Origin of the sequence: Promicromonospora umidemergens, from assembly GCF_024171995.1 — a bacterium.
Classification (GTDB): Bacteria; Actinomycetota; Actinomycetes; order Actinomycetales; family Cellulomonadaceae; genus Promicromonospora; species Promicromonospora umidemergens.
This window is the reverse complement of the sequence record NZ_JAMTCT010000002.1, coordinates 179,162-205,757: the sequence shown is the minus strand read 5'-3', so window position 1 is coordinate 205,757 and position 26,596 is coordinate 179,162. Positions and strand designations below refer to the sequence as shown.

The window sequence follows — 26,596 nt, the reverse complement described above, 5'->3', positions numbered from 1 at the left end:
TCGGCGAGCAGAGAGATGATGGGCGACGTGGCAGTACATACCGAGAGCTTCGACCTGTTTCGTGACGACCTCGGCATCCCGCACGTGCGGGCCGCCTCCGAGACCGCTCTGGCCTACGGCCAGGGCTGGGTGACCGCCCAGGACCGGGGGCTGCAGATCGAGGCGGACCGGATGCGGGCGGAGGAACGGTTCGCCGACCTGGCCGGTGCGGCGGGCGCGGCCTGGGACCGGTTCGCCGCCCGTGAGCGGCTGGCCGCCACGGCCCGGGAGATCCACGACGCGCTGGAGCGGCCGGAACGGACCTGGCTCGCCGCGTACGCCGACGGCGTCAGCGCCGGCCTGCGCGCCGGCGGGCGCGACGTGCCCGAGCTGGCCGGGGTGCCGCACCGGCCGTGGGAGCCGTGGACGCCCATCGGGGTCTTCCTCGCGACGCACGTGCTGTTCAACGGGTTCCCGGGCATCCTGTGGCGCGCGCACGTGGCCAGGCACCTGCACGTGCCGGGCGTCCCGCTGGAGCGGGTCCTTGCGCTGTTCGCGGCCGACGCAGGGGCGACCTCCGGCTCGAACGCGTGGGCGGTGCACGGCTCGGGCACGGAGTCGGGCAGCCCGCTGGTGGCGGGCGACCCGCACCGCACGCTCGAGCTCCCCGGCCCGTACCAGCAGGTCCGGCTGGTCTGCACCGACCCGGCCGGCCCCTACGACGTGCTGGGGTTCGCCTTCCCCGGCGTGCCGGGTATCCCGCACTTCGGGCACGCGGTGTCGACGGACGGGAGCTCCGGCGCGGCATCGTCCGTCGCGTGGGGCATCACCAACGCGGCGGCGCACCACGTCGAGGTCGTGGCCGACGGCGCGGACGGCGCAGGGCCGGGCGGCTGGCGGCTGCACTGGCCGGCGCGCGAGCTGTCCGACGTCGGCGTCGCGTCCTGGCGCGCGCTGCTGCACGCCCGCACCGCGCGGGACGTCACCGCCGCGTTCCGCGGCTGGGTGGACCCGGTCAACCGGGTGCTCGCCGCGGACAGCACGGGCGACGTGCTCAGCATGACCGCCGGCAAGGTCCCCGCGGCCGCCGACCGCGCGCTGCCCGCCGTCAAGCCGGCGGACGGGTATCTCGACCTGCCGGCGCCGACGCCCGTGACCCAGGTCGCCGTCGACGCCAACGAGCGGCCCAGGACCCAGGAACCTGCCGGGCTCGACGGCCGACCGGGCTCCGGCCCGCGCGACGTGCGCCCCGGCCGCGACGCGCACGACCTCGGCTGGTCCTACGCGCCGCACCGCGCGGAACGGATCCGGCAGCTGCTCGCCGCGGCGACCGTCCCGGAGTCGCCCGAGACCCAGGCCCGGATCCACGGCGACACCCGCGACCTGGGCGCGCCCGGCCTGGTCGCGCACCTCGCGGACGACACCTCCGCGGCCGCCGGCCGCCTGCGCGCCTGGGTCGCGGCAGGCGCCCACGTGGACGCGGACTCCACCGACGCGGCCCTGTACATGCGGTGGCGGCACGCCATGGCGCACCGGCTCGCCGACCACCCGGCGCTCGCCGCCTTGCACGAACCGCACGGGCAGGACCCGCTGCTCGCCGCGGCGCTCGACGTCCCGACGGCGGTCGGTGCCGGGCTCGCGCGCATCCTCGCGGCCGGCTGGCTGGGCATCGACGGGCCCGCAGAGGCGAGCGGGGCGCTGGCCGAGGTCACCCGGACCGCCGTCGGGCAGCCGCCCGGCCCGGACGAGCCGACCTGGGGGGACCTGCACGTCCCCGCCCCGCTGCCCCCGGTGCCGGGCGGGCACCTCGATCCCGACCCGGCCTCGGGGGTGGCGCCCGCGTCCGTGTCGGGGAACAACGAGTCGGTCCGCTGCACCGGTGGATCACCCGGCGTGGCCCCGACCGCGTACCGCGGCTCCGTCGCCCGCTACGTGTGGGACCTGGCGGACCGTGCCAACAGCCGCTGGGGCGTCCCCTTCGGCGCCGACGGCCGCCCCGGCAGCCCCCACTTCGACGACCAGCACGCCACCTGGGCGGAGGCCGGCACCATGCCCGTCGTCACCGACTGGGACCGCCTGCACCCCGTCGACACGACCGGTCGGCTGCTGAACGGGGCCCGCGGCCAGGAGGTGTGGCGCCGCGACTTCGGCGCCGACGGGCTCGTGACCGTGCACCTGCTCGACCCCGACACCGACGCCGACGTTCTGCACCGCTGGTTCACCCGGGCCCGCGCCGCGTTCTGGGGCATGGGCGAGCACACGCGCGACGAGGTGCGGGACACCTACGCGTTCGTCGAGTCCCTGCCCACCCACCACGCCTACCTGGTGCGGTGGGACGGTGAGCCCGTCGTGCTCGTCCAGGCGTACCTCCCCGAGCACGACCCGGTCGCCGCCGCCTACGACGCGCAGCCAGGTGACCTCGGGATGCACTTCTTCCTCGGCAGCCGCGGGCCCACGGCACGACACGGCTCGCCCGGCGACCCGTGGACCGTGCTCGGGCCCGCCATGCGGGAGTTCCTCTTCGCCGGGCCGGGCACCCGCCGCGTGGTCGGCGAGCCCGACGCGAACAACCAGAAGGCCATCGACCGCATGATCGCCATGGGGTTCACCGCCGGAGAGCGGGTGTCGTTCCAGTCGCCGCAGGGACCAAAGGACGCCCGCATGGCCTACCTGACACGCGAGCGGGCGCTCGCCGGCGCGATCGTCGGATAGCGTCGCGACATGTCCACTGCACCGACTGCCCGCCGCACGCTGCTCGTCCGCCCGCCGTCGGCCCGCCTGGCCGACGGCGAGCTCACCCACCTGGACCGCGTCCCGGTCGACGCGGACCTGGCGGCCGAGCAGTGGCAGCGGTACGTGGAGGTGTTCCGGGGCTTCGGCTGGGACGTGCGTGCGATGCCGGTGGCCGAGGCGCACCCGGACGGGGTGTTCGTGGAGGACGCGGTCGTCGTGTTCGACGACCTCGCGGTCCTGACCCGGCCGGGCGCGCCGACCCGGCGCGGTGAGGTGGGCTCGGTGCGGCCGGTGGTTGAGGCGGCAGTGCGTGAGATCGCCGAGATCACGGAGCCGGGCACGCTCGAGGGCGGCGACATCCTGAAGGTCGGTCGCACCGTGTACGTGGGGCGCACCGCGCGCACGAACGCCGACGGCGCGGACCAGCTCCGTGCGCTGCTCGAGCCGCGCGGGTGGCGCGTCGTCGAGGTGCCCGTGACCAGGGCGCTGCACCTGAAGTCCGCCGTCACCGCCCTGCCCGACGGCACGGTCATCGGCTACGAGCCGGTCGTCGACGACATCAGCAGGTTCGCCGCCTTCCTGCCGGTCCCCGAGGCGGAAGGCAGCGCCGTCGTCGTGCTGGACGAGACCACGGTGCTGCTGTCCGCGGCCGCCCCCGCCACCGCCGAGCTGCTGCGCGGGCGCGGCCTCACGGTGCTCACCACGCCCGTGACCGAGTTCGAGAAGCTCGAGGGCTGCGTGACCTGCCTGTCGGTGCGGGTGCGCTGAGCCGCGGGTAGGTGCTTACCCGAACTAACAACTTGCGGTCGGCGCGATAATGGATCCGATGCCTCAAACAGCCGACAGTTCGAATCGATCTGATCCTTCGTCCGAGCGCAGCACCTTCGCCTCGATCCGTCGTCTCTACCCCTACGTCCGCACGGCCCTGCCACGCCTGGTCGGCGGGCTCCTCGCGTCGCTCGGCGCCAGCCTCATGGCGCTCTCCATCCCCGCCGTGCTGCGGTGGGTCACCGACGGACCCCTCGCCGAGGGCGCCCGCGAGCACGACTGGTCGGGCCTGACCTGGTCCGTCGTCCTCGTCGCGCTGCTCGGCGCGGGGGAGGCGGGCCTGATCCTCCTGCGCCGCACGCTCGTGATGTTCCCCGGCACGCGGGTCGAGGCCGCGATGCGCGTGGCACTGTTCCAGCACCTGCAGGACCTGCCCGTCTCGTTCCACGACCGCTGGCCCGGCGGGCAGCTGCTGAGCCGCATCATGGGCGACCTCGGCCTCCTGCGGCGCTGGCTCGTGTTCGGCATCCTGCAGCTCGTGGTCAGCTTCGTCACCATCGTCGTGGGCGTCGGCCTGCTCGTCGCGACGGGCGGCTGGCTCGGCATCATCTTCCTGTGCGGCGCGATCCCCGTGACCGTCCTGGCATTCCGGTTCTCCCGCAAGTACCGCAAGATCTCGCGGCTGTCGCAGGACCAGTCGGGCGACCTCGCCACCACCGTCGAGGAGTCCGTGCACGGCATCCGCGTGCTCAAGGCGTTCGGGCGCGGCCCCGACGCGCTGGACCAGTTCACCGACCAGGCCCAGGGGCTCCGCGACACCGAGATCCGCAAGGCCACCACCGACGCGGGACTGACCACCGCACTGCGCGTGATCCCCGAGGCCACCCAGGCGGTAGCGCTCGTCGTCGGCACCTACCTGGTCGCGTCCGGTGACATGACGATCGGCGCCCTGGTCGCGTTCTTCGCCACGGCGGCCGTCATCAACGGCCCCGTCGTCGACCTGGGCATGACGCTGTCGATGACGCTCAACGCGCGCACCGCCGTCGACCGGTTCTTCGAGGTCATGGACACCACCAACCCCCTGACCGACCCCGCGACACCGGCCGACCTGCCCGTCGTGATACCCGGCGCCGCCGGCGCGTCGGGCGGGCACGTCGCCTTCCGCGACGTCACCTTCCGGTACGACGACGCAGCCCGCCCCGTGCTCGACCACGTCGACCTGGAGCTGCCGCCTGGCACCACCACCGCCCTGGTCGGCCTGACCGGGTCCGGCAAGTCGACGCTCGCGATGCTCCCGCCCCGCCTCTTCGACGTGACCGACGGCGTCGTCGAGGTCGACGGCGTCGACGTCCGCGACCTGACGCGCGCCCAGGTGCGCGAACGGGTAGCCGTCGCCTTCGAGGACCCCACGCTGTTCTCCGCGTCCGTGCGGGACAACGTGCTGCTCGGCGTCTCCGACACCCTCCCGCCGGCCGAGCGCGAGGCCCTCATGACCCAGGCCCTCGAGGTGGCCCAGGCGCAGTTCGTCCTCGACCTGCCCGACGGCGTCGGCACCCGCATCGGCGAGGAGGGCATGTCCCTGTCCGGCGGGCAGCGACAGCGCCTCGCCCTGGCCCGCGCCATCGCCGCCCAGCCCCGCGTCCTCGTGCTCGACGACCCGCTGTCCGCGCTCGACGTCACGACGGAGGAAGCCGTCACGGCCCGCCTGCGGGACGTGCTCGTCGCCACGACCACCCTCGTCATCGCGCACCGGCCCTCCACGGTCGCCCTCGCCGACCGGGTCGCGGTGCTCCAGGGCGGCCGGATCACCGCAGTCGGGACGCACCACGACCTCCTGGTGAGCGACCCGCACTACCGGTACATCATCTCGAGCCTCGAGGACGACTACGAGGCGCACGAGCAGGACCAGCAGAGCCAGGAGGCGCTGTCATGACGGCAACCACGGAGCCCACCACCGGTCCCGCCGACCGCCGTCGGCCCACCGACGCCGCCGCGGACGACGAGACAGGCCTCGGCAAGGAGGCCTCCCGCAGCGTCCGTCGCCGGTCCATGCACCTGCTCGGCGACCTGCTCCGCCCCCACAAGAAAGCCCTCGCCTGGGCCGCCGTGCTCGTCATCGCCTCCACCCTCGGCCAGGTGGCCGGCCCGTGGCTCGTCGCCGTCGCCATCGACCAGGCAGTACCCGCCCTGCAGGACGGGTCGGTCACGCCACTCGTCCTCAGCGGCGCCGGCTACCTCGCCGCCGCAGTGCTCGGCGGCGTCGCAGCGGGCGCCTACGTACGAGCCGCCGCCCACATCGCCCAGGCCGTGCTCCTCGACCTGCGCCGCCGCGTGTTCCGCCAGACCCAGCGGCTCTCGCTCGAGTTCCACGAGTCGTACACCTCCGGCCGCATCATCTCCCGCCAGACCTCCGACCTGGAGGCGCTGCGTGAGCTGCTCGACGGCGGCCTGACCGGCGTCGTCTCGTCGCTCCTGCTCATGGTGTTCACCTTCATCAGCCTGCTGCTCATCGACTGGCGGTCCGGCCTCCTGCTCGCCCTCGCGTTCCTCCCCGCCTGGCTGCTCACCCGCTGGTTCCAACGCATGTCTCAGCGGTTCTACCGGGAACAGCGGACCGCGTCGGCCCGGCTCATCGTCAAGTTCGTCGAGACCATGACCGGCATGCGCGCCGTGCAGGCCTTCCGCCGCGAGCCCACCACCGAGGCCGACTACCGCAAGCTCGGCGAGGACTACCGCGACGCCAACCTGCAGATCTTCGGCGTCAACGGACGGTTCCAGCCCGGCCTCATCCTCATCGGCAACCTGACCGTCGTCGCGGCGCTCGCGGTCGGCGGCTGGCGGGTGCTTGAGGGCACGCTGGACGTGGGGGCCCTGACCGCCGTGCTGCTCTACTGCAAGCGGTTCTTCCAGCCGGTGCAGCAGCTCGGCATGTTCTACAACTCGTTCCAGTCGGCGACCGCGGCCCTGGAGAAGGTGTCGGGCCTCCTGTCCGAGGAGCCCACCGTCACGGAGCCCACCGACCCGGCTCCGCTGCCGCCGGCGGACGGCCGCCAGCGGGGCGAGCTGCGGCTGGACCACGTCCGGTTCCAGTACGGCGACGGCCCGGTGGTGCTGCCCGACCTGGACCTCACGATCCCCGGCGGGCAGACCGTCGCGGTGGTGGGCACCACGGGTGCCGGAAAGTCGACGGTCGCGAAGCTGGTCACCCGGTTCTACGACGCGTCGGCCGGCGCGGTACGGCTGGACGGCGTCGACGTGCGCGACCTGGCGTCGGCCGACCTGCGCCGCGCCGTCGTCATGGTCACCCAGGAGGCATATCTGTTCAGCGGGTCGGTGCGGGAGAACATCGCGCTCGGTAGGCCCGGCGCCACCCAGGAGGAGATCGAGGCGGCGGCGCGGGCCGTTGGCGCGCACGAGTTCGTGCTCGACATGCCCGACGGGTACGACACGGACGTGAACAAGCGCGGCGGGCGGGTGTCGGCCGGGCAGCGGCAGCTCCTGTCGTTCGCGCGGGCGTTCCTCGCGGACCCGGTGGTGCTGGTGCTCGACGAGGCGACGTCGTCGCTCGACATGCCTGGCGAGCGGCTCGTGCAGCGCGGCCTGCAGACGCTGCTCGCCGACCGGACCGCGATCATCATCGCGCACCGCCTGTCCACCGTGGCGATCGCCGACCGGGTGCTGGTGATGGAGCACGGGCGGATCGTCGAGGACGGCACGCCTGCCGAGCTCATCGCAGGCGACGGCCAGTACGCCCGCCTGCACGAGGCCTGGCAGGACTCACTGGTCTGACGGGCCGGCCAGCGTGCCGGCCAGACCACCGGTGATCGCGGAGAGCGCGCGGTCGAGCTCGGCGTCGGTCACGCCGCCGAAGCCGAGCACGATCCCCGTCCGGCGCGCGGTGCGGCAGTAGTCGGCCAGGAGCGGGAGGTCGAAGCCGGCGGCGCGGGCGGCCGTCCGCGCCGCCGTGGCCGACGCCGGGTCGGTGAGCCAGGTCGAGTACATCCCGGCCAGCGGCCCGGCGAGCTCGGCGTGCGGGGCCATGGCGGCGGCGACGCGCGGCGCACGGTCCGCGTAGACGCGCCGGGCGGTGCGCACCACCTTGTCGGCCCAGCCGTCGCGCAGCAGGGTCAGCAGGGCGCGCTGAGCGGGCCACGGCGGGGTGTCGTGGGTGATCGTGCGGCGTCGGACGAGGAGCTCGTGGACCGCCGGCGGCGCGACGAGCCAGCCCAGCCGCAGGCTCGGGCTGACCGACTTCGAGGCGGTCCCGAGGTAGGCCACGCGTGACCGGTCGAGGGCCGCGAGGGCGGGCACGGGGGCGACGTCGTACCGGAACTCCGAGTCGTAGTCGTCCTCGACCACCACGGCGTCGGCGTCCCGGGCGGCGGCCAGCAGCGCGAGCCGGTCCCCGGCGGGCATGACGCGGCCCAGCGGGTGCTGGTGGGCGGGCGTGACGTAGGCGGCGGCGCAGCCGACCAGCCCGGTGACGGGCGCGAGCGCCGGATGGTCGACGACGCCGCGGCCTGCCGCCCGGACCGTCTCGACGGCAGCGCGGTAGCCGGGGTCCTCGACGAGGACGTCCCCGGGACCCAGCGCGCCGAGGAGCTGGCGCAGGCCGTCCGTCGAGCCGGCGGTCACGAGGATCTCGTCGGGCTCCACGGTCAGGCCGCGGGTGCGGGCGAGCCGCTCGGCGAGCGCGTCGCGCAGCTCGGCGAGGCCGCGCGGGTCGGGGTAGCCCCGCGGCGGCCGGGCCGCGGAGACCTCGCGCCAGGCTCGCCGCCAGCCCGCGACGTGGCGTGGGTCGATCCAGGGCGTGCCGGCGTCGAGGCGGACGTACTGCGGTTCGCGACGCGCGGGGCGTGGCGGGGGAGCGGGTGCGGGAAGGGCCTCGCCGGAGGCGACGAACGTGCCCGAACCGCGCCGGGTCTCCACCCAGGCCTCGGCCAGGAGCTGGTCGTAGGCCTGCTCGACGACGGCGCGCGCCACGCCCAGGTCCGCGGCCAGGGCACGGCTGGAGGGCAGGCGGTCGCCGGTCGTGAGCGTGCCGTCGGTCACCAGCCTGCGGACGGTGGCCGCGAGCTGCGCGGGGAGCGGCTCGGCGCGCGTGCGGTCGAGGTGGACGGGGAGCATGACGGTCTCCGGTGGGGTGGCGGAAGTGGCTTGTTTGACTCGCGGCGAACTGGCCCGTGCCTACGGGCCACTTCAGCGTCAGGCTAGCCGCATGACGACGCAGCACCTCTCACCCACCGCACGCACCACGCCGACTCGCGGCAGCAAGCGCCAGGTCGACGACCGCCGTCGGCTCATGGCGCTGCTCACCGACGCGCTCGTCGCGCACCTGGGCGTCGTCGCGGGAACGCACCCGGTGGTGCTGCCTGTCGCCTTCGCCGTGGACGCGGACGGGCCAGATGCCGGCGGCACCCTCTACCTGCACGGGTCGGTCGCCGCGGGCTGGCTCCGGCCGACCCTGGAGCAGGACGTGTGCGTCACCGTGACGGAGCTGGACGGCCTGGTCCTGGCCCGGACCGGCTTTCACCACTCGATGAACTACCGGTCGGCGGTCGTGATCGGGCGGCCGCGCCAGGTGACGGACCAGGAGGAACGGCGTCGGGCGCTCGACCTGATCGTGGACCACATGATGCCGGGCCGGGCCGCGACGATCCCGGCGGCGACGCGCAAGGAGCTCGCGGCGACGGCCGTGCTGGCGCTGCCGCTGGCCGAAGCCTCGATGAAGCAGCGTGCGGGCGGTGCGTCGCTCGAGCCGGGCGACCTGGAGCTCACCGGATGGGCCGGGCACGTGCCGCTGCGGCGGGTCGCGGACGCGCCCGTCACCGAGGACTACGTGTCCGATCCGGTGCCGGAGTCGGTGCTGCGGCGGGTGGCGGAGATCGGGCGGGCGTGACGGGACCGGTGTCGCCGGGTAGACGCCGACGACCTGCGGCGCCACCGGGCGCCCCTTGGCCGAACGCGGCTCGCGTGAATGTCGGTCAGCTATGGACGGTCCAGCCCATCGCCGGACGGGGCGCGTTCGCGTGATCGCTCGCCGCCTCTCCTTAAAAGGGCGGTTCATCGGGGAAGAGGCGCCCCTGCTCCCCGGTGGTCGGCTTGCTCGGGGGTGATGCTGCCCCTGTGGCGTGGTCGCCGATGGCGAGTGAGCGCTGGCCGAGGCGTGCCCGAGTGTCGTCGGTCAGGCTGGTGATGTCGTTGTTGACGCGTCCGGTCGGGTCAGGTCGGGTCGCCGTGGTTCCGGCGGCCTGCGCGGGAGGGTGGGCGGGCGCCGTGGTCTCGGGCCCGTCTGTCGGATCGGTGATCGTGGGCGGGCGGGTGTACAGGTGTCCGGTGGGTGCGGTCCACGTCGTGATGCCGGTCGCGGGGTCATGCATGGGGGACCAGCCGTGGTGGGTCTTGGCCAGGTGATGTGCCCGGCAGAGGGGCTGGAGGTTCTGCGCGCGGGTCTGTCCGGGTGTGCCCGGTGGTTGAGTGGCCGGGTCGGGACCGTGGTCGAAGGGGACAATGTGATCCAGGTCGGCCCAGCGGCCATGCCGGTCGCACTGCGGGAAGCCGCAGGTCTGGTCCCGGGCGATCACGGCCTGGCGGAGGACTTTGCCGGGTTGGTAGGTGGTGGTGGAGTAGTCGGTCAAGATCCCCGTGATCGGGTCGGTGACGAGTCGTTGCCAGGTTGCGTCAGCGGCGATCTGTGCGGCGAGGTCGGCCGGGATCGGCCCGTAGGTGTCCAGGTGTCCGGGAGTGTCATCGGCACCCAGGAGCATGCTCGCCGGGACCGTAATGCGGATCTGTGGCTTGACCGGGATGACTCGCACGCTGGCCCCGTCGCAGGAGCACCCGCCACAGGTGCAACCCGCTGCGGGCACGGTCGTGCGCGGTAGCGCCGGATCCTCCGGCGCAGCACCACCGACAGCGGCCCCGCCGCTCCCGCTCTGGCTGCTCCCGTTCCCGCTGCTACCGCCGCTGTCAGTAGGGGTGGGCCCGCAGCGGGGCTCGGGCGGGACGATGAGGCGGCCGGTCGTGATCGCGACCAGCGCATCGGCCCGAGCCTGAGCCAGGGTTCGGGTGGCTCCCGGGGCTCGGCGCAGGGCGTGGGCGGCCTGCTCGATCGCGTCCCAGACCGCTGCGGCGTCGGTCGCGGGCAGGTTCGCGCTGATCCACGCCATCGCGTTGTCGGCCGGGTCCAGGAACACCGCACGGCGTTTCATCGCCTGCTTGGTCACTTCCGTCTTGCCGTGCAGACGGATGGCGAACTGGTTCATCTTGTCCCGCAGCCACCGTCGGGTGTGGTCCGGCGCCTGCGGCAGGTACCGGGTGATCGCCTCCTCGCGTTCCTCGGTGCTCAACGGGTTCCCGCTGCGCAGCAGGATGTCGGCCTTCGCGGTATCGATCGCCGCGTCGTGCAGGGCGGTCAGGACCTGGGGATGCTCCGCCAGGCCGGCACCCCGGGCCAGGTGCTTGTTCGCCTCGGTCTGCGGTACGCGTAGCCGGGCGCTGATCTCGGCAGCGGCAGCGTTGTGCTCCTCGGTCCAGGACCTGCGTCGAGCGATCTCGCCCAGGGCCCGAGACTGCATGGCGGTCGCCCAGGAGACCACCTCCTGCCAGTGGGCCGCCACGTCCAGCAGCACGTCGTCCCCGAGGTGAGCCACCTCGAGCTTCGCCAACACCTCGACCAGACCCGCACCGACGACAAGACCGTCGAGCCCCGCCGTCGGACGTTCCGCCGTCCGCGAGCTCGCGATCGGCACGCCGACGGTGGCAGCGCCGGCAGCCGTGCTGGTGCCGCCGGTGGTCACAGCCGCGACGGCCGGGCCGTGACCACGCCATGACACGGTCGCCGTCGGGAGCACGCCCTCCCCGTCGAAGGAGACCGAACCCCAGCTGCAGGTGGGCGGCGACGACATCATCGGCGCACTACGGGTCGCCGAATCAGAGAGCAGGGCGGCTGACGAGCCCAGGGCACGGCCCAGCGACTGTTCCAGCACGGTCGTCAGGGCGTGGCTCGCGTCGGCCCTCTCGATCATGTCTGCACCCCTTCCGGCGGCACCGATGTGACTCTCCACGATAGGAGACATCGTCTACCACTCGAATATATGTTCGGTCGACTGTCTCCGCACCCCCAGATCCGAAGCTGTGGATAGCCCGTGGACCCGGCGCAGCGCTGCTGGCATCCCGATCGTGACTCCCCTCCGTTCCGTCCTGCCGCCCCCGGTCGCCTGACCGGAGCGGCACCACGACCGGCCTTGCAGGCCGGTCCAGGGGTGTGCTCCACGACGATCCCCCGTCTCTCGGAACAGGCCGGCGCGCTTCGTCCGGCCAGGAGCACACATGTCATCCACTCGAACAGGGCTACTCGGTGGGGGACCGTTCCTCACGAGCGACCCGACCACGTTCGGCACCCTCGCCTATCTCGGGATCTTCACGATGGCGGTGGCGTACGGGCTGTTCTACGCGGGCCTGCGGACCACGCGCAGCGGCGCGGCGGTGGTCGCGACGCTGCTGGAGCCGGTGACGGCGGCGATCGCGGCAGCCGTCGTGCTGGGGGAGCGGCTCGGGCCGACGGGAATCGTCGGGGCGGTGCTGATCCTGGCCGCTGTCGCGGGGCTTGACGACCAGGGCCGGCCGGAAGAGCCTGGCCGATGAGACAGTGTTCGCCGGACCACGCCTCAGGCGTAGGACCAGCGTCCGTCCTGGTGGGGCTTCGGCTGTGCCGGGGCGGGCGCGCCGTACTCGACGGCAGCTACCTGGCCGGTGTTGTACTGGTCGGCGATGTACTGGCTGAACTGGCCCGAGTCGGCGGTGTGCGAGTTGTCCACGTAGTCGTACCCGGAGTACCCGGAATGTCCGCCGTGCCCGCCCGGCGTGGCCGCGTAGCCACCTGAGCCGTAGGCATCTGGCTGGCCGGACCCGTAGTCCAGCTCCGACCCCGCGGCGTACTGAACCTCGTGACTGGCCTGGTGTGCCGCCCGCTCGTATCCGGCCCGCTCGTATCCTGCCCGTCCGTGCCCGGCGCTCTCGTGCCGCGCGTCCACGTAGCCCGGTACCGGGGTGGGCCGGTAGGCCGGATAGGCACCGGTGTTGACCTGCTGGGCGGACGGTTCCCACCGGTCGGTCTGGGGGTTCGGCGCGTCGAACGTGGGGGCGGCGCCCTGAGCGGCGGCGGTCTGCTCCGCGTACTTCAGTGCCGCGGCCTGCTGCGCCGCCGCCTGCTGGGCGGCGAACAGCGCGGACGCACCGGCGTCGGGCTGCACGCCGTTCAGCTCGCCGTGGATGCGCCCGGCGAGGTTCGCGGCGATGGCGAAGCGCAGCGGCGCGAGGGAGTCCACGGACATGGTGCCAGTGACAGCCGGGGGCGGCAGGAACGCGAAGACCTCGTCCTCGCCGAGCAGCAGGCCCTGGCCGAGCGCGGCGTTCAGGGTCTCCTCGAGCAGGAACTCGGCGCGCCCGTCCTCGCCCTCGAGATCCGCGAACATGGCATCCATGGAGCTCCAGCGGCGCTCGAGCGTGCCCTCGACCGTGTCGAGGAACCACCAGCCGTCGGGGGACTCGAGGAACATGTCGCCGAAGCAGGACGCGAAGCGCGGGGTCTTGTCACCGGTCCCGATCCACGACCAGGACGACAGCGCGAACTCATAGGCGTCAGGTGCGAACTCTCGGATCAGGTGCACCCTGCGCATGTTGCCATGCTCACACTCCGAGCAAAAGAGGCGTACTGGACACGTAACGATTCGGCTCGGGTGAAATCCCCAAGTGTTTTCCTGCCGGAAACACGTGGCGGCTGGTCTGGCGCCGCCGCTACGGTCTCGCCATGGCGCACAGGGGGCAGGACGACGACGACAGGACCGGGCAGCAGTCAGGGGGACCGGCAGCGGACCACCGCACGACCGGCCACCGCACGACCGACCAGCGCACGGTCGACCTGCGGGTCCAGGAGTACTACGCCGGGCGAACCGGCTGGGACGAGCACGCCCGGCTCACCACCCGCACGGCGCAGGGCCCGGTGGAACACATCAGGACCCAGGAGCTGGTCCGGCAGCGGCTCGCCCCGGGTGCTCGGGTGCTCGACGTCGGCGGCGCCACCGGGGTGCACGCAGCGCCGCTGGCGGCCGACGGCTACGACGTCCTGCTGGTCGACCCGGTCGCCGGACAGGTCGCTCGTGCCACCGAGCACGGCACCTTCGATGCCCGTGTCGGCGACGCCCGGGACCTGGCGGGGGCGGGCCTCGAGCTGGCCGACGGCACGTTCGACGCCGTGCTCCTGCTGGGCCCGCTCTACCACCTCGCGACCCGCGAGGACCGGCTGCTGGCTCTTCGCGAGGCAGTCCGCGTGACCCGCCCGGGCGGCACCGTGGTCGCTGCGGCGATCACCCGGCTCGCGGCCCTGGTCGGCGGCGGCTACGAGCTGTTCGGCCCGCCGGCCTGGCAGGCGGTGCTGGAGCATGGCGTGGCCCCGGACGGCATCGCGTTCCCGGCAGCCCACTTCCACGACGCCGCGGAGCTCGCCGCCGAGGCGACCGACGCGGGGCTGTCCGACGTCGTCGTGCACGGTATCGAGGGACCCGCCGGCGGGGCGCTGGAGCGGGTCGCGCTGGACGACCCGGAGGCGCCAGGGCTGATCGATGCGGCCCTCACGCTCGCCCGGTCGCTGTCGACAGTCCCCGGGGTGCCGGACATGAGCCAGCACATCCTGGCGATCGGTACTGTCTCGCCATGAGCTCACAGCCCGACACCGCCCCCGTGCCCAGGACCGACCCGCCGCTGGTCGCCGACGAGATCACGATGCTGCGGTCGTTCATCGACTTCTACCGCGCGACGATCCGGCTGCAGTGCGACGGCCTGACGCCGGACCAGCTGCGCACACCGCACCCGCCGGCCACGATGACGCTGGCCGGGATGCTCAAGCACCTCGCGTACGTCGAGGACGTGTGGTTCAACGTGCGGCTGGCCGGCAACGAGCCCGCCCCGCCCTGGGACACGGTCGACTGGTCGGCGGACGGCGACTGGGACTGGCACAGCGCCCTTACCGACACGCCCGAGCAGCTCACCAGCCTGTTCGACGGCGCGGTCGAGACCTCCGAGCGGATCCTTGGTGCGGTGCTCGCCGAGACGCCGGCGCCCGGGACGGACGCCCTGGACCGGATCGCCGCGCGAGAAGGGCGCGGTGGGCAGATCTCCCTGCGCTGGATCCTCGTGCACATGGTGGAGGAGTACAGCAGGCACGCGGGCCACGCCGACCTGCTCCGCGAGGCCCTTGACGGCGCCACCGACCTCTGAGCCTCAGAGCAGGAACCACGCGTAGTCGGCGGCCTCGAGCACGATCCAGAACCGGAAGAACCGGCCCACCAGGCCGGTGCCGAGGAACAGCCACATCCGCACCCGCAGCACGCCCGCGACCACCGACATGAGCATGAACGGCGGGAGCCCTGCGAACGCGGAGGCGAGCAGCACGAGCCCCGTGTAGACCGGGCGGCCGTCGGTGCGGTCGCGCCAGCGCGTCATCGCGGCGGCGACCTTGGGGGACTCCAGCTTGCCGCGCAGCCACGGCAGCCGGGTGGTCCCTGCGCCGGCCCAGTACCAGAGCAGCTTGCCGGCGACCTGGCCCGCCGCGGCCACTGCGGCCAGGACCACGCTGGGGTAGGTGTCGTCGACCGCGGCGACCGCCAGGTACGCCTCGAGCGCCAGGAAGGCCACGACGGCGGCGCCCGCGGAGTAGAAGAAGGTGGACAGCAGGAGCATCGGGCAGGTTCTGTTCTCAGCGAGCGGGGCTCGAAGGGGCGGCGTCGGTCACAGCGGGACGTTAGCGCCCGCGGCGACGAGCTGCCGAATCAGTGCCTCGGCGGGCGGTGCGGGCGGGCCGACGGTCAGCGCCTTGACCCGGCGGACCGCGCCCGGCAGGGGAGCCGTCGCGATCCCGGGGTGCCGGTGGGCGCGCAGGGTGAGCCCGGGCAGCAGGCTCACGCCCGCACCGGCGGCGACCAGGGCCTGCACCGCCACGTAGTCGTCGGTCTCGAAGGCGATACGCGGGGCGAACCCCACGGCCGCACAGCGGGCCACCATGTCGGCCCGACATCGTTCGCAGCCGGCGATCCACTCCGCGTCGTCGAGCAGCCTCAGGTCCGGGACGTACCCAGGGACGGGGGCCGCGTCGAGGTCGGCAGCGGTCACGAGGTGGACCGGGTCGTCGAGGATCGTCGTCGTCTCGTAGCGCGACAGGTCCTCCATCGAGCGGGCGTGGCGGACGTCGATGTGCTCGAACACCAGCGCGACGTCGACCGCACCCGACTGCAGCGCGGCGATGGCGTCGGGCGGCTCGTGCTCGACCAGACCGACGGAGAGCCCGGGATGCTCCCGCTGGAGCCGGGCGACGGCGTCGGGCACCACGGTGGCCAGGGCGGAGGGGAACGAGGCGAGGCGGGCGCGGCCAGCGCGCAGGCCGGCGAGCGCGTCGAGCTCGCGGCGGGCACCCTCGACACGGCCGAGGATCTCCTCGGCGCGGTTCGCGAGCAGCCGCCCGGCCTCCGTGAGGCGGACGCCGCGGCCGTGACGCTGGAGCAGGGGGAGGCCTGCGTCGGCCTCCAGGCGGGACAGGTGGTGGCTCACCGAGGGCTGCGCGTAGTGCAGCTCCTTCGCTGCCGCCGTGACGGAGCCGGTACGGGCCACCGCCGCGAGGACACGCAGCCGGGTGAGGTCGAGCTCTGCGGTCATGTCTCCAGGCTAACGCAGAAAGATAGGCGCTATTGATAGAAAGTCTCCGTAACAGGTATTGGACCTATGGGTCATGTGCGGGTCACGCTGGTCTCATGACGCTCGCGACGCTCCCAGCCCTCCTCTCGTCAGCGACCCACCCGACCATCGCCGACGTGCTCGCCGCCCAGGCCCGCCTGGACGGCACGGTGGTCCGCACCCCGGTCGGGGAGTACGCGGAGCTCGACCGCGCCACCGACGCCGCGATCGTCGTCAAGCACGAGAACCAGCAGCGCACCGGCGCCTTCAAGGCCCGCGGCGCCAGCAACCTCCTGCTCTCCCTGTCCGACGCCGAGCGCGCCCGCGGCGTCGTCGCCTACTCCACGGGCAACCACGCCCAGGGCGTCGCCTACGCCGCCCGCCTGACCGGCACCGCGTGCACCATCGTCATGCCCGACGACCCCAACCCGGTGAAGCTGCGGGCCGTGCTGGACCAGGGCGCCGACGTGCTGCTGCACGGCGCCACCTTCGACGACGCCCGCGCCCAGGCCACGGCGCTCGCCCAGGACTCGGGGGCCCGCCTCGTGGGGGCGGCGAACGAGCCCGCCATCATCGCAGGCGTCGGCACCCTCTACCTCGAGCTGTTCCAGCAGGCGCCCGGCCTCGACGTGCTGGTCGTGCCCGTCGGCGGCGGGTCCGGCGCGGCCGCCGCGAGCCTCGTCGCCGCCGCCGTCGCCCCGCACACCGAGGTGATCGGCGTCCAGTCCGCGGCCTCGCCCGCCGCGCACGACTCCTGGCACACCGGGACGCTCGTCGAACGCGCGAACGCCACCCGCGCGGAGGGCCTCGCCGTCGGCTGCGGGTTCGAGGTCACGCAGGCGCTGATGCGCGAGCACCTCGCCGACTTCGTGCTCGTCAGCGACGACCAGATCACCGCGGCGCAGCACCTGTACCTCACCGGCGCGCACACCGTCGCCGAGGGTGCGGGCGCCGCGGCGCTCGCGGCGGTCCTGGCCGACCCCGAGCGGTTCGCCGGCCGTAGGGTCGGCGTCGTCTGCACGGGCGGGAACGCCAGTGCGGACGAGCTGCGGCGGGCCCTCGTCCGACTACCCGACTAGGCTCGGCCGCATGGCCCGCTACTTCGACGTCCACCCCGTCGACCCCCAGCCGCGCAGCATCGCGCAGGTCGTCGCCATGCTGCACGACGACGCCCTGGTCGCCTACCCGACCGACTCCTCCTACGCGCTGGGCTGCCGCATGGAGTACCACGACGGCGCGGACCGCATCCGCACCATCCGCAAGCTCGACGACAAGCACCACTTCACGCTGGTGTGCTCGGACTTCGCACAGCTCGGGCAGCTCGTGAAGCTCGACAACTCGGCGTTCCGGGCCATCAAGGCGGCCACGCCGGGGCCCTACACGTTCATCCTCCCGGCCACCGCCGAGGTGCCCCGCAGGCTCGCGCACCCCAAGAAGAAGACGGTGGGGGTGCGCATCCCGGACTCCGCCGTCACGCAGGCGCTGCTGCGCGAGCTCGGGGAGCCGCTGCTGTCCTCCACCCTGATCCTGCCGGACCAGACCGAGCCGCTGACCGACGGCTGGACCATCAAGGAGGAGCTCGACCACCTGCTCGACGCCGTCGTCGACGGCGGGGACGCGGGGACCGAGCCGACCACGGTCGTCGACTGGTCCGACGGCTACCCGCAGGTGGTCCGCGAGGGCGCGGGCGACACCTCCCGCTTCGAGTAGCCGCACGTCGCGCGACCGCGCGCTTCGAGCGGCCCCGGCTTCGCATAGCCTGTGCCCATGACGGACCCCACCGGGCTCGAGCAGGCCCGCACCAAGATGACCGAAGCCGGCGTGGCACCCGCCGCCATCGAGACGTTCACGCGGTTCTATCACCTGCTCCAGGCGGGTGAGACCGGCCTGATCCGCGAGGGTGACATCGACCCGCTGGTCGACATCCCGAACCGCGCGGAGCTGGCGATCGGCGACGACGAGGCGGCCGCCGCCCTCGGCAGGACCGCGATGCTCAAGCTCAACGGCGGGCTCGGCACGTCCATGGGCATGGACCAGGCGAAGTCGCTGCTGCCGGTGCGGTCCGCACCTACCAGCGGCGAACCCGGCGCCGAGCCCGAGATGCTCACGTTCCTCGACATCATCGTCGGACAGGTCCGTGCCGCCCGGCAGGCCACCGGCGCGCGCCTCCCGCTGCTGTTCATGAACTCGTTCCGCACCCGCGACGACTCCCTCGCGGCGCTGGAGCGCTACCCGGACCTCGCCGTCGACGGGCTGCCCGTCGACTTCCTGCAGAACCGCGAGCCCAAGCTCCTCAGCGCGGACCTCACGCCGGTCACCTGGGAGCAGGACCCGGATCTCGAGTGGTGCCCGCCGGGCCACGGTGACCTGTACCCGGCGCTGCACGCCTCCGGCGTCGTCGTCGCCCTGCTCGACGCGGGCTTCCGGTACATGTGCGTCTCCAACTCCGACAACCTCGGCGCGACGCCGGACGCCACGATCGCCGGCTGGTTCGCGGCCTCCGGCGCCCCGTACGCCGCCGAGCTCTGCCGCAAGACGCCGGCCGACGTCAAGGGCGGCCAGCTCGTGGTCCGCAAGAGCGACGGCCGCATCGTCCAGCGCGAGACCGCGCAGACCCACCCCGACGACGTCGCCATCTCCCTCGACGCCACCCGTCACCCGTTCTTCCACACGAACAACCTCTGGTTCGACCTCGAGGCGCTGGCTGCCGAGCTCGAGCGGACGTCGGGCGTGCTGGAGCTCCCGCTGATCCGCAACGACAAGACGGTCGACCCGGCCGACGCGACGTCGCCCGAGGTGGTGCAGATCGAGTCCGCGATGGGTGCGGCGGTCGCCGTCTTCGAGGGCGCGACGGCGATCGAGGTGGAGCGGTCCCGGTTCCTGCCGGTCAAGACGACCAACGACCTGCTCGTGCTGCGCTCCGACGTCTACGACCTGACGTCCGACTACCGGCTCGAGGCGCAGGCCCTCGCGCCGCTCGTGGACCTCGACAAGAGGTACTACAAGCTGATCGAGCCCTTCACCGAGCGGTTCGCCGCTGGCGCGCCGTCGCTGCGCGACGCGGACTCGCTGACCGTCCAGGGCGACTGGACGTTCGGTCCGGGCGTGCGGGTCGAGGGCAAGGCGTCCCTCGCGGGCGACGGCGGCACGGTGCCCGACGGCGCGACGGTGGGCCCGGACGGGTTCTGAGCCCTGGGCGAGTGCGTGGTCGGTAGAACGTCAGGTGGTCGGCATTCCGAGGTGCCGACCACCTGACCTCTTGCCGACTACTCGGTCCCGGGCCGGACCCCGCCTCGCCACGCCTCCTCGATGCTGACGATCCGCTCGCGCAGCGCGCTCGGGTTCGCGTCGGGCGGCACCGGACCCGACGCCGCGGCGTCGGCCAGCCAGTCCGCCCAGGCGTGCCAGCGCGGCAGGTAGAGGTCCCTGACGAGGCCCTGCCAGTGCCTGCCGGAGTAGTCGTGCAGGCCGTTGTGCTGCTCACCCCAGACGCTGACCAGGCTCCGCGCCTCGCGTTCCATCGCATCCCGCTCCAGATCGGTGTCGCCCCAGGCGCGGGCGGCGTCGACCCAGGTGGCGACCCGGGTCTCGGGCCGGGCGCCCGCCAGGTCGTCGAGCGCCAGCAGGTCGGTGCGCAGGCGGCCCATGTGGGCGCGGACGCTGTCCGGGTCGCCGGAGCGCGCCGCCGCCAGGATGCCGCGCACGTGCACCCGGGTGCCCTGCGCGAGGACGTGGCCGGCGAGCTCGGCGACGTCGGCGGCCAGGACGTCCCGGGCGTGTCCAGGCGCGGTGCCCGGCATCGTGTCGAGGGTTTCGGTGAGGTCCCGCACCGCCTCGGCGAGGCGGGGGAGCGCGGCGTCGGCGGCCGGGTCGTTCTCGGCATCCACGTCGGACGACGGCGTGGGCGGCGCGTCGTCGACCGCCTCGCCCGCAGCGCGCTGGGCGGGGAACGGGAGAGCGGCTGCCCAGGGGCGGGCGATGACCGGCGTCGGGATGGAGCGGGTGCGGCCGGCGCCGTAGACCGTGGAAGTAATAGTGTGCCAAGCGCGTAGCGCCAGCCCAGCCGGGTCTGATATGTGCCCACCGGCGAGCCCCGACGGCACGCCGTCCGGCCCTCCGCCGTCCTCGCCCCGCCTGTCGGCGTCGCCCTGCGCGTCCGCGTCCCCTTGCCCGGACGGCCCACTCCGCGACAGCCCGTACCGGTCCAGCACGAAACGGTCGAGCCAGGCGTCGAGGTCCGCGGGGGAGCGTGGCGCGTCGTCCCAGGCGAGATCGGTCGCGAGCTCGTAGAAGACCTCGTTGTTCTCGATCGCCTCCGGGGCCAGTCCGACGCCGCGGAGGTGCGGGACGCCGTCGTGCAGGGCGCGGACGTCCCGGACGAGGCCGCGCAGGTCGCCGAAGAGTGCGGGCCTGCCCCCGAAGTTGTGCAGCGCGCACCAGACCCAGGGCCGCCCGGCGAGCGGGGCGCCGTCGGCGAGGAGCGCGGTGTGCAGCGGCGCGTGCTCGCCCCAGAGGTCCAGGACGAGCGTCCTGTCGGCGGGCACGTCGCGCAGGTACGCAGCCACGCGGTCCGGCGTCCAGAACGCGCCCTGGTAGTGGAAGGGCCAGCCCTGGAGCACCCAGACCGCGTCGGGATCGGCGCTGGCGAGGGCTCGGTACGTCCCACGTCCCGCGGCCCGCAGGTACTCGATGTCGCCCGACGGCGGCACCGACTCGATGTACGGGTCGACGGCGAAGTACCCGGACCCTTGGCCGAGGAGCTCGTGCTGGACCTGTGCGAACGTCGCGAACAGCTCCTGGAAACGCCGTGACCCCGGGTGCAGGACCGGAGTGCGCCAGCCCTGCCACTCGATCTCGCCGGGCGGGTGCTCGCCGGCCGGGTGCTCGCCGGTCGGGTGCTCGCCGTCGGGCGCCGCGAGCACGAGGGCCGGAGGGACGTGCCCGCCGAACGCCGGGAGCACCGGCGTCATGCCGAGCTCGCGCATGCGGCCGAGGACACGCCGGGCCAGGTCCACGCGGCGCTCGGCCCAGCGCGCCGGCAGCGGACCGCCGAACGAGTGCATCCCGCCCATGAACGTCCACGGGAGGTGCGCGGCACCGCCCAGCCACCCGGCGGTCTCGGCGTCGGGCAGCCCGGCCCGGCGAAACGTCTCCGCCAGTACCGCCTCGTGCGCCACCAGCATCAGCGGATGCGTGACGCCGTGCAGCGCCATCCAGTCGATCTCGCGCTCCCAGCGGTCCCAGCCCCAGAAGGGTGTCGAGTACCCGAAGGTCACGACGTTCAGGTAGTACCGCACCTCGTGCGGCGACGAGAGGGTGGTGCGGGGTGCGTCTGGCAGCGAGCTCCGGCTCACGTGGGGCCGTTGCCAGGTCAGTCGCGTGCCCAGGTACCTCCGGACATACCGGGCCAGCGCGACAGACGCCGCCACAGCGGAGGTCCCGCGGACCGTGAGCCACCCCGCCTCGGCCCGGTAGTCGGCGGTGCAGTGCGGCGCGGCGCCCGGCCGCCCCGTGGGCAGCCGCTCGACCGTGACCAGCCGCCGGTCCAGGCCGGCCCGTCCGGCGACGCCACCGACGGCGTCGGCCCACGGGGCGGGAGCCGGCTCGGACGCCGGGCCGGGCGCCGGACCCCCGCCCGGCCCGCTCACTGCGACCCCCGGCCCGCCGGATCGAGCGCCGTGGCGGTCCAGGGCCCGAAGTCCACCACGCCGGCGCCCGCGCGGGACTCCTCCGCGGCGAACGCCATGAGGTGGCTGTCCAGCGCGGTGGCGAACGACAGCTCGCCCGAACCGACGGTGCCGTCGACCACCGCACGGCAGAAGGCGTCCATGAGCCCGTCGTCGCCGCCGGCGTGACGGGAGCGGCCGGCGGGTCCGGCATCCGGCCCGGTTTCCGGCCGGGTGTCCCGGATCGGGCGGGCCACGAGCGTGTGGGTCGCGTGCCCGAGCGGTCCGTCCGTGCCGGACGCGACCAGCTCGACGTCGGGCGGGGTGTCCGGGCCGAGCAGGACGTCCGGCAGCCGGCCCGACGGCGAGAACAGGTCGACCCGGATCTCGCCCGACTCCATGTGGCCGTGCAGCTGCCCGCGCGTGCCCGTGATCGCCAGGTGCCGCGTGTTCTCAGCGGTGAACGCGCTGGCCGTGAGCGTGGCGGTGAGCCCGGAACCGAAGCGCAGGAGCGTCTGCTGGTGGTCGGCCACGTCGTTGTCGCAGTGGTAGACGCAGCGCCCGTACGGCCCGCGCCGCAGGGCGGCGAGGCGTCCGGCGGGGGACAGGTCGGCGCCGAGCATCGTCACCGGGTGGTCCGTGACGTCGCGCAGCGCGTCCAGGTAGTAGCGCGGCGCGTAGAACGGGCAGTCCGCGGCGGCGGGGCAGCCGTCGGTGCAGCGGGCGGGGGCGCCGTCCGGCGCGTTCTCCGGGCGGAAGTGCAGCAGCGACCCCTCGCTCGAGACCGTCCGGGGCGCCGCGCCGGCGAGCCAGCGGATCAGGTCGAGGTCGTGGCACGTCTTGGCGAGCACCATCGGGCTGGACTCGGCGGCGCTGCGCCAGCTCCCCCGCACGAACGAGTGCGCGAAGTGCCAGAACCCGATGTTCTCGCGCACCTCGATCGTCGCGAGGTCGCCGAGGGTCCCCGCCTCGACGAGGGCCCGCACCGCCCGCCAGAACGGCGCGAACCGCAGCACGTGCCCGACGGCGATCCGGGCGTCCGTCCTGCGCACCACGCCGGCCAGCTCGGTGAGACCGGTCAGCGTGGGGGCGGCCGGCTTCTCCAGCAGCAGCGGTAGCCCGGCGTCGGCCACGGCCGCCGCGGCGGCGACGTGGAGCGCGTCCGGGAGCGCGACGACCACGGCGTCGGGCCGCAGTCGCCCGAGGTCCGCGACCAGGTCACGCCAGTCGGGGTAGCGGGCAGCCGTCGTGCCGGCCAGGGCGCCCAGGCGGGCGTGGTCCGGCTCGGCGACCGCCACGATCCGGGCACGGTCCGGGTGCGCCCGGACCCAGCGGCCGTAGGCGTCGGCGCCTCGGCCGCCCGCGCCGAGGACGGCGAGCCGGACCGGGGGGCGGACGGGAGGCGCGATCATCTCTCCGCCCCCTGGACCAGACCCGACACGATGTACCGCTGCGCGAGGAAGAAGACGATCACCACGGGCACGGTCACCGCTATCGATCCGGCGAGGAGCACCGTTACCGGCACCTGGAAGTCGCCGAGCTGCGCGATCCCGAGCGGCGCCGTCCAGCGGTCGCGGTGCTGCACCAGGAACAGCAGTGCGTAGAAGTACTCGTTCCAGGCGATCATGAACACGTAGATGGCGGTGGCGACCACGCCGGGGACCGCGATCGGCAGCACCACCCGGACCAGGAGCTGGCCGAGCGTGCAGCCGTCCATGATCGCCGCCTCCTCGACGCTCTGCGGCAGCGCCAGGAAGAAGTTCCGCATCATGTACAGGGCGACGGGCACCGTGGCCGCCACGTAGACGATCAGCAGGCCCACCAGGGTGCTCGTCAGCCCGAGCCGGGACAGGATGACGAACTTCGGCACGGCCAGCACGATCCCCGGGAACAGGTAGACCGCCAGGATGATGCCGTTCGTGAGGGCCCGGCCGCGGTACCGCAGGCGGGCTGCGGCGTAGGCGCCGAGGATGCAGACCAGGATGCTCAGCAGCACGGTCCCCAGGGCGACGCCGAGCGAGTTGAGCACGAACCGACCGAGCCCGAAGCCGCCGTCGGACTCGTCCCGCATGGCCGTGGCGAACGCCGACAGGTCGAGCTGCGACGGCAGCCCCAGGGGGTCCCTGGTGACCTCCGCGTAGGGCCGCACGGACAGCACGACGCCGTACGCGACCGGGCCCAGCGACCACACGAGCGCGATCGCGACCAGCACCGCGCGACCGGCACGCGCGGCACGGGTGGGGCGGACGCCGCTCATGACTGCCCTCTCATGATTCGTCGGCCCGTCGGGAAAGCAGCACGTACCCCGCAAGGAGCACGCACAGGATCAGGCTCATGAGGAGGCCGAACGCGGCGGCGCTGCCGATGTCGGCCTTGGTCACGAGCTCCGTGTACACCTGGATGGCCATGACCTGCGTGCTCCCGGCGCCCTCGGTGAGCAGGTAGACGTCGTCGAAGGTCTGGAACGACCAGATGAAGCGCAGCAGGAGCAGCAGCAGGGCCACTGCGCGCAGCTGCGGCAGCAGGATGAACCGCAGCGCCTGACGCCGGTTCGCGCCGTCGAGCGCAGCGGCCTCCTCGATCTCGCCGGGCACCGACTGGAGCCGGGCGGTGAGGAACAGGAACGCGAGCGGCGCCGACTTCCAGACGTCGAACACGACCACGACGAGCAGCGCTACCGGCACGGGGATACCCAAGACGTCGGCCGACGTCGTGCTGAGGAAGCCGACAGGGGTGTCCCAGCCCAGGTACGCGCGGCCGAACGCGTTGACCACGCCGTACTGCGGGTTGAGCGCCGTCTTCCAGATGGTGGCCGCCGCCACCACCGGCAGGACGTACGGCACCAGCAGCAGGGCGCGCACCAGGCCGCGCCCGCGGAACGGCCGCCGCAGCGCCAGCGCCAGCACGAGGCCGACGGCCAGCGACCCGGCCGCCGTCAGGCCCGCGTACAGCACAGTGGTCCACAGGGCGCCCCAGAACGCCTGCGACGCGACGGCCCGCCGGAAGTTGTCCAGGGTCCACTCGATCGGCTCCGTCCCGAGGAACGGGATGTCGACCAGGCGGATCTCGGAGAACCCGAACACCACCACCAGGGCGAACGGCAGCAGCACCACCAGACCCACCACCAGGAGCGACGGTGAGACGAGCAGCCACCCCGAGCGGTTCTCGCGCTGGGCCGCCGTCGTGGTCACTGGACCTGCTGCAGCACCGCCACCTCGGCGGCCATCTGCTCGGTCACCTCTGCCGGAGCGGTGCCCCGGTACAGCGGGTCGAGCTGCTGGGCGAGCGTGCCCTGGGTGGCGACCAGGCCGGCAAGGGTGGCGTCGGGCGTGCCCTGGCCCCAGCGGGAGACGGCGGCCATGCCGTCGCCCATGGCGTCGACCAGCTCGTCGCCGTACACCTCGGCGACCGAGGACTCGACCTTCGGTCCGAAGCCCAGGCCGCCCCACGCGTCGAGGTACTCCGTCGGGCTCTCGGGAGTCCCGGTGCGCAGCGGGAGGCGGCCCTCCGTGGCGACGGCGAGGGTGTCGGCGTAGCCCTCGCTCATGACGTACTCGATGTACTGGCGTGCCTCCTCGCTGTTCGCGTGCGCGGGGACCGCGTAGGCGAGGGTGGCGCCGAACTGGGCGGGGCTCGGCGCTGACCCGGACGACGAACCGTGCGACGGCTTCAGCACGGTGATGAACCCGGAGTTCTCCGCGAGGAAGGCGGGGTCGTCGGCGCACTGCTCGCACGACGGCGGCACCGCCTCGTCGAGGTTCGCCAGCTCGTCGAGGATGTGCGTCGAGAAGAGGAGCATGGCCGCGTCGCCCGCCATGTACGCGGCGCGCGCGGACTCGACGTCGTAGTCACCGGCCACCGACGAGTCGCGCAGCTCCTTGAAGTGCTGGGCAGCCTCTGTGCACTCGGGCGCGTCGATGGTGACCTCGCCGTCGGACACCAGCTGGCAGCCCGCCGACTGGAAGACGGACTCGATGCCCTCCGTGCCCGAGGCGGTGCCGGACTGGGTGCCGAGCGCGATGCCCGTGACGTCCAGCTCCTCCTTGACGGTGGTCGCTGCCTCGGCGAGCTCGGGGACCGTGGTGGGCACCTCGACCCCTGCCTCCTCCAGCAGGTCGGTCCGGTAGGCGATGAGGTGCACCCAGCCGTCGCTGGGGACCGCCGCTACGGTGCCCCCCTCTGTGCCCTCCTCTGTGGCGCCCTCCTCGGCCTGCACGGTGACGGCGTCCAGCGCGCTCTGGTTGAACGTGGTGGGGTCGAGCGCATCCATGGCCAGCTGGACGACGTCGGTGTCGAGCAGCCCCTGGGCCTGCCAGGACGTGATCTGCGACGCGCCGGCCAGGATGACGTCAGGCACCTCGCCGGACGCGGCGCCCGTGACCAGGGCCTGGTCCTGGTCGGCTGCCGCGAGCGGGACGACGTCGACCTCGATCCCGGACTCCTCGGTGAACCGCGCCGCAACCGCTTCCTGTGCGGCCACCCGCTCCGGTGTGGACTGCGGCGTCCAGAAGGTGATGGATCCCCCCTGCTCCTCCTGCTCAGCGGGGCCGCCGCAGCCCCCGAGGAGGGTGGCTACGGCGGTCAGTGCGACGACGACGGCGGACGAGCGGATGCGACGATGCATGGTCCCTCCTCGGTGCTGGTGTCCTGTGGGACGCCCCCTGGCGTGCCCCTTGAGGTGTCCCAGACACTTCACCCGTGCGGGGAGCCAGTCAAGGCCGACG

The 26,596-nt window shown here is 73.4% G+C and carries 21 protein-coding genes; 11 read left to right on the top strand and 10 right to left on the bottom strand.

Going from position 1 to position 26,596, the window contains the following annotated elements; all coding sequences use genetic code 11:
- The first annotated feature begins 27 nt into the window (after positions 1–27).
- From APR04_RS04485 to APR04_RS04470, 4 genes are read left to right on the top strand one after another with little or no spacing between them, the layout of a single operon-like run.
- On the top strand, positions 28–2,691 hold the full coding sequence (locus APR04_RS04485; RefSeq protein WP_253868201.1) for a GNAT family N-acetyltransferase: 2,664 nt from the start codon (positions 28–30) through the stop codon (positions 2,689–2,691).
- Between the two features lie 9 nt (positions 2,692–2,700).
- The gene (gene ddaH / locus APR04_RS04480; RefSeq protein ID WP_253868200.1) at positions 2,701–3,480 is read left to right on the top strand and encodes a dimethylargininase; all 780 of its coding nucleotides are present in this window, start codon (positions 2,701–2,703) and stop codon (positions 3,478–3,480) included.
- Positions 3,481–3,538: 58 nt separating this feature from the next.
- A complete protein-coding gene (locus APR04_RS04475; protein ID WP_253868199.1) occupies positions 3,539–5,413 on the top strand; it encodes an ABC transporter ATP-binding protein in 1,875 nt (624 codons plus the stop codon).
- Positions 5,410–7,269: an ABC transporter ATP-binding protein gene (locus APR04_RS04470; protein ID WP_253868198.1), complete on the top strand. Its 1,860-nt coding sequence runs from the start codon at positions 5,410–5,412 to the stop codon at positions 7,267–7,269. Before APR04_RS04475 ends, APR04_RS04470 begins: the two co-directional genes overlap by 4 nt.
- Here APR04_RS04470 and pdxR read toward each other — a convergent pair.
- Positions 7,258–8,607 (bottom strand): MocR-like pyridoxine biosynthesis transcription factor PdxR, encoded by a 1,350-nt coding sequence (pdxR, locus tag APR04_RS04465; RefSeq protein WP_253868197.1) that lies wholly within the window; start codon positions 8,605–8,607, stop codon positions 7,258–7,260. The genes APR04_RS04470 and pdxR overlap by 12 nt on opposite strands.
- A 91-nt stretch (positions 8,608–8,698) precedes the next feature.
- Between pdxR and APR04_RS04460 the strand changes: the two genes are divergently transcribed.
- Positions 8,699–9,379: a pyridoxamine 5'-phosphate oxidase family protein gene (locus tag APR04_RS04460; RefSeq protein ID WP_253868196.1), complete on the top strand. Its 681-nt coding sequence runs from the start codon at positions 8,699–8,701 to the stop codon at positions 9,377–9,379.
- A 151-nt stretch (positions 9,380–9,530) separates the two neighbouring features.
- Here APR04_RS04460 and APR04_RS04455 read toward each other — a convergent pair whose 3' ends face one another.
- Positions 9,531–11,507: an HNH endonuclease signature motif containing protein gene (locus APR04_RS04455; RefSeq protein ID WP_253868195.1), complete on the bottom strand. Its 1,977-nt coding sequence runs from the start codon at positions 11,505–11,507 to the stop codon at positions 9,531–9,533.
- Between the two features lie 304 nt (positions 11,508–11,811).
- Here APR04_RS04455 and APR04_RS04450 point away from each other — a divergent pair, with 304 nt between their 5' ends.
- A complete protein-coding gene (locus APR04_RS04450) occupies positions 11,812–12,126 on the top strand; it encodes a DMT family transporter (protein ID WP_253868194.1) in 315 nt (104 codons plus the stop codon).
- Positions 12,127–12,149: 23 nt separating this feature from the next.
- On the opposite strand, the gene APR04_RS04445 is transcribed toward APR04_RS04450, so the two are convergent.
- Positions 12,150–13,160 (bottom strand): DUF1851 domain-containing protein, encoded by a 1,011-nt coding sequence (locus APR04_RS04445; protein ID WP_253868193.1) that lies wholly within the window; start codon positions 13,158–13,160, stop codon positions 12,150–12,152.
- Positions 13,161–13,291: 131 nt separating this feature from the next.
- Here APR04_RS04445 and APR04_RS04440 point away from each other — a divergent pair, with 131 nt between their 5' ends.
- On the top strand, positions 13,292–14,197 hold the full coding sequence (locus APR04_RS04440; RefSeq protein WP_253868192.1) for a class I SAM-dependent methyltransferase: 906 nt from the start codon (positions 13,292–13,294) through the stop codon (positions 14,195–14,197).
- The gene (locus tag APR04_RS04435; RefSeq protein ID WP_253868191.1) at positions 14,194–14,757 is read left to right on the top strand and encodes a DinB family protein; all 564 of its coding nucleotides are present in this window, start codon (positions 14,194–14,196) and stop codon (positions 14,755–14,757) included. Before APR04_RS04440 ends, APR04_RS04435 begins: the two co-directional genes overlap by 4 nt.
- Before the next feature lie 3 nt (positions 14,758–14,760).
- Here the strand turns inward: APR04_RS04435 and APR04_RS04430 are convergent, their stop codons facing one another.
- Together APR04_RS04430 and APR04_RS04425 are read right to left on the bottom strand one after the other, a co-directional pair.
- The gene (locus tag APR04_RS04430) at positions 14,761–15,219 is read right to left on the bottom strand and encodes a hypothetical protein (RefSeq protein ID WP_253868190.1); all 459 of its coding nucleotides are present in this window, start codon (positions 15,217–15,219) and stop codon (positions 14,761–14,763) included.
- A gap of 48 nt (positions 15,220–15,267) precedes the next feature.
- Complete coding sequence (locus APR04_RS04425; protein ID WP_253868189.1) at positions 15,268–16,188, bottom strand: LysR family transcriptional regulator; 921 nt, start codon at positions 16,186–16,188, stop codon at positions 15,268–15,270.
- Between the two features lie 95 nt (positions 16,189–16,283).
- On the opposite strand from APR04_RS04425, the gene APR04_RS04420 reads away from it, so the two are divergent.
- The 3 genes from APR04_RS04420 to APR04_RS04410 are packed head-to-tail and all read left to right on the top strand — an operon-like array spanning position 16,284 to position 19,395.
- Entirely contained in the window at positions 16,284–17,285 is a 1,002-nt protein-coding gene (locus APR04_RS04420) for a threonine ammonia-lyase (RefSeq protein ID WP_253868188.1), read from the top strand.
- Between the two features lie 10 nt (positions 17,286–17,295).
- Positions 17,296–17,916: an L-threonylcarbamoyladenylate synthase gene (locus APR04_RS04415; RefSeq protein ID WP_253868187.1), complete on the top strand. Its 621-nt coding sequence runs from the start codon at positions 17,296–17,298 to the stop codon at positions 17,914–17,916.
- Between the two features lie 57 nt (positions 17,917–17,973).
- Positions 17,974–19,395: a UTP--glucose-1-phosphate uridylyltransferase gene (locus APR04_RS04410; protein WP_253868186.1), complete on the top strand. Its 1,422-nt coding sequence runs from the start codon at positions 17,974–17,976 to the stop codon at positions 19,393–19,395.
- A gap of 77 nt (positions 19,396–19,472) precedes the next feature.
- On the opposite strand, the gene APR04_RS04405 is transcribed toward APR04_RS04410, so the two are convergent.
- Genes APR04_RS04405 through APR04_RS04385 form a run of 5 tightly spaced genes read right to left on the bottom strand, consistent with a single transcriptional unit; the run spans position 19,473 to position 26,496 of the window.
- A complete protein-coding gene (locus tag APR04_RS04405) occupies positions 19,473–21,854 on the bottom strand; it encodes an alpha-N-acetylglucosaminidase TIM-barrel domain-containing protein (protein ID WP_253868185.1) in 2,382 nt (793 codons plus the stop codon).
- Complete coding sequence (locus APR04_RS04400) at positions 21,851–23,284, bottom strand: Gfo/Idh/MocA family protein (protein ID WP_253868184.1); 1,434 nt, start codon at positions 23,282–23,284, stop codon at positions 21,851–21,853. The genes APR04_RS04405 and APR04_RS04400 overlap by 4 nt, the downstream gene beginning before the upstream one ends.
- Complete coding sequence (locus tag APR04_RS04395; protein ID WP_253868183.1) at positions 23,281–24,129, bottom strand: carbohydrate ABC transporter permease; 849 nt, start codon at positions 24,127–24,129, stop codon at positions 23,281–23,283. Before APR04_RS04395 ends, APR04_RS04400 begins: the two co-directional genes overlap by 4 nt.
- Positions 24,130–24,139: 10 nt before the next feature.
- Positions 24,140–25,063, bottom strand: a complete 924-nt coding sequence (locus APR04_RS04390; protein WP_253868182.1) for a carbohydrate ABC transporter permease — start codon at positions 25,061–25,063, stop codon at positions 24,140–24,142.
- Complete coding sequence (locus tag APR04_RS04385; protein WP_253868181.1) at positions 25,060–26,496, bottom strand: ABC transporter substrate-binding protein; 1,437 nt, start codon at positions 26,494–26,496, stop codon at positions 25,060–25,062. The genes APR04_RS04390 and APR04_RS04385 overlap by 4 nt, the downstream gene beginning before the upstream one ends.
- Positions 26,497–26,596: the final 100 nt, after the last annotated feature.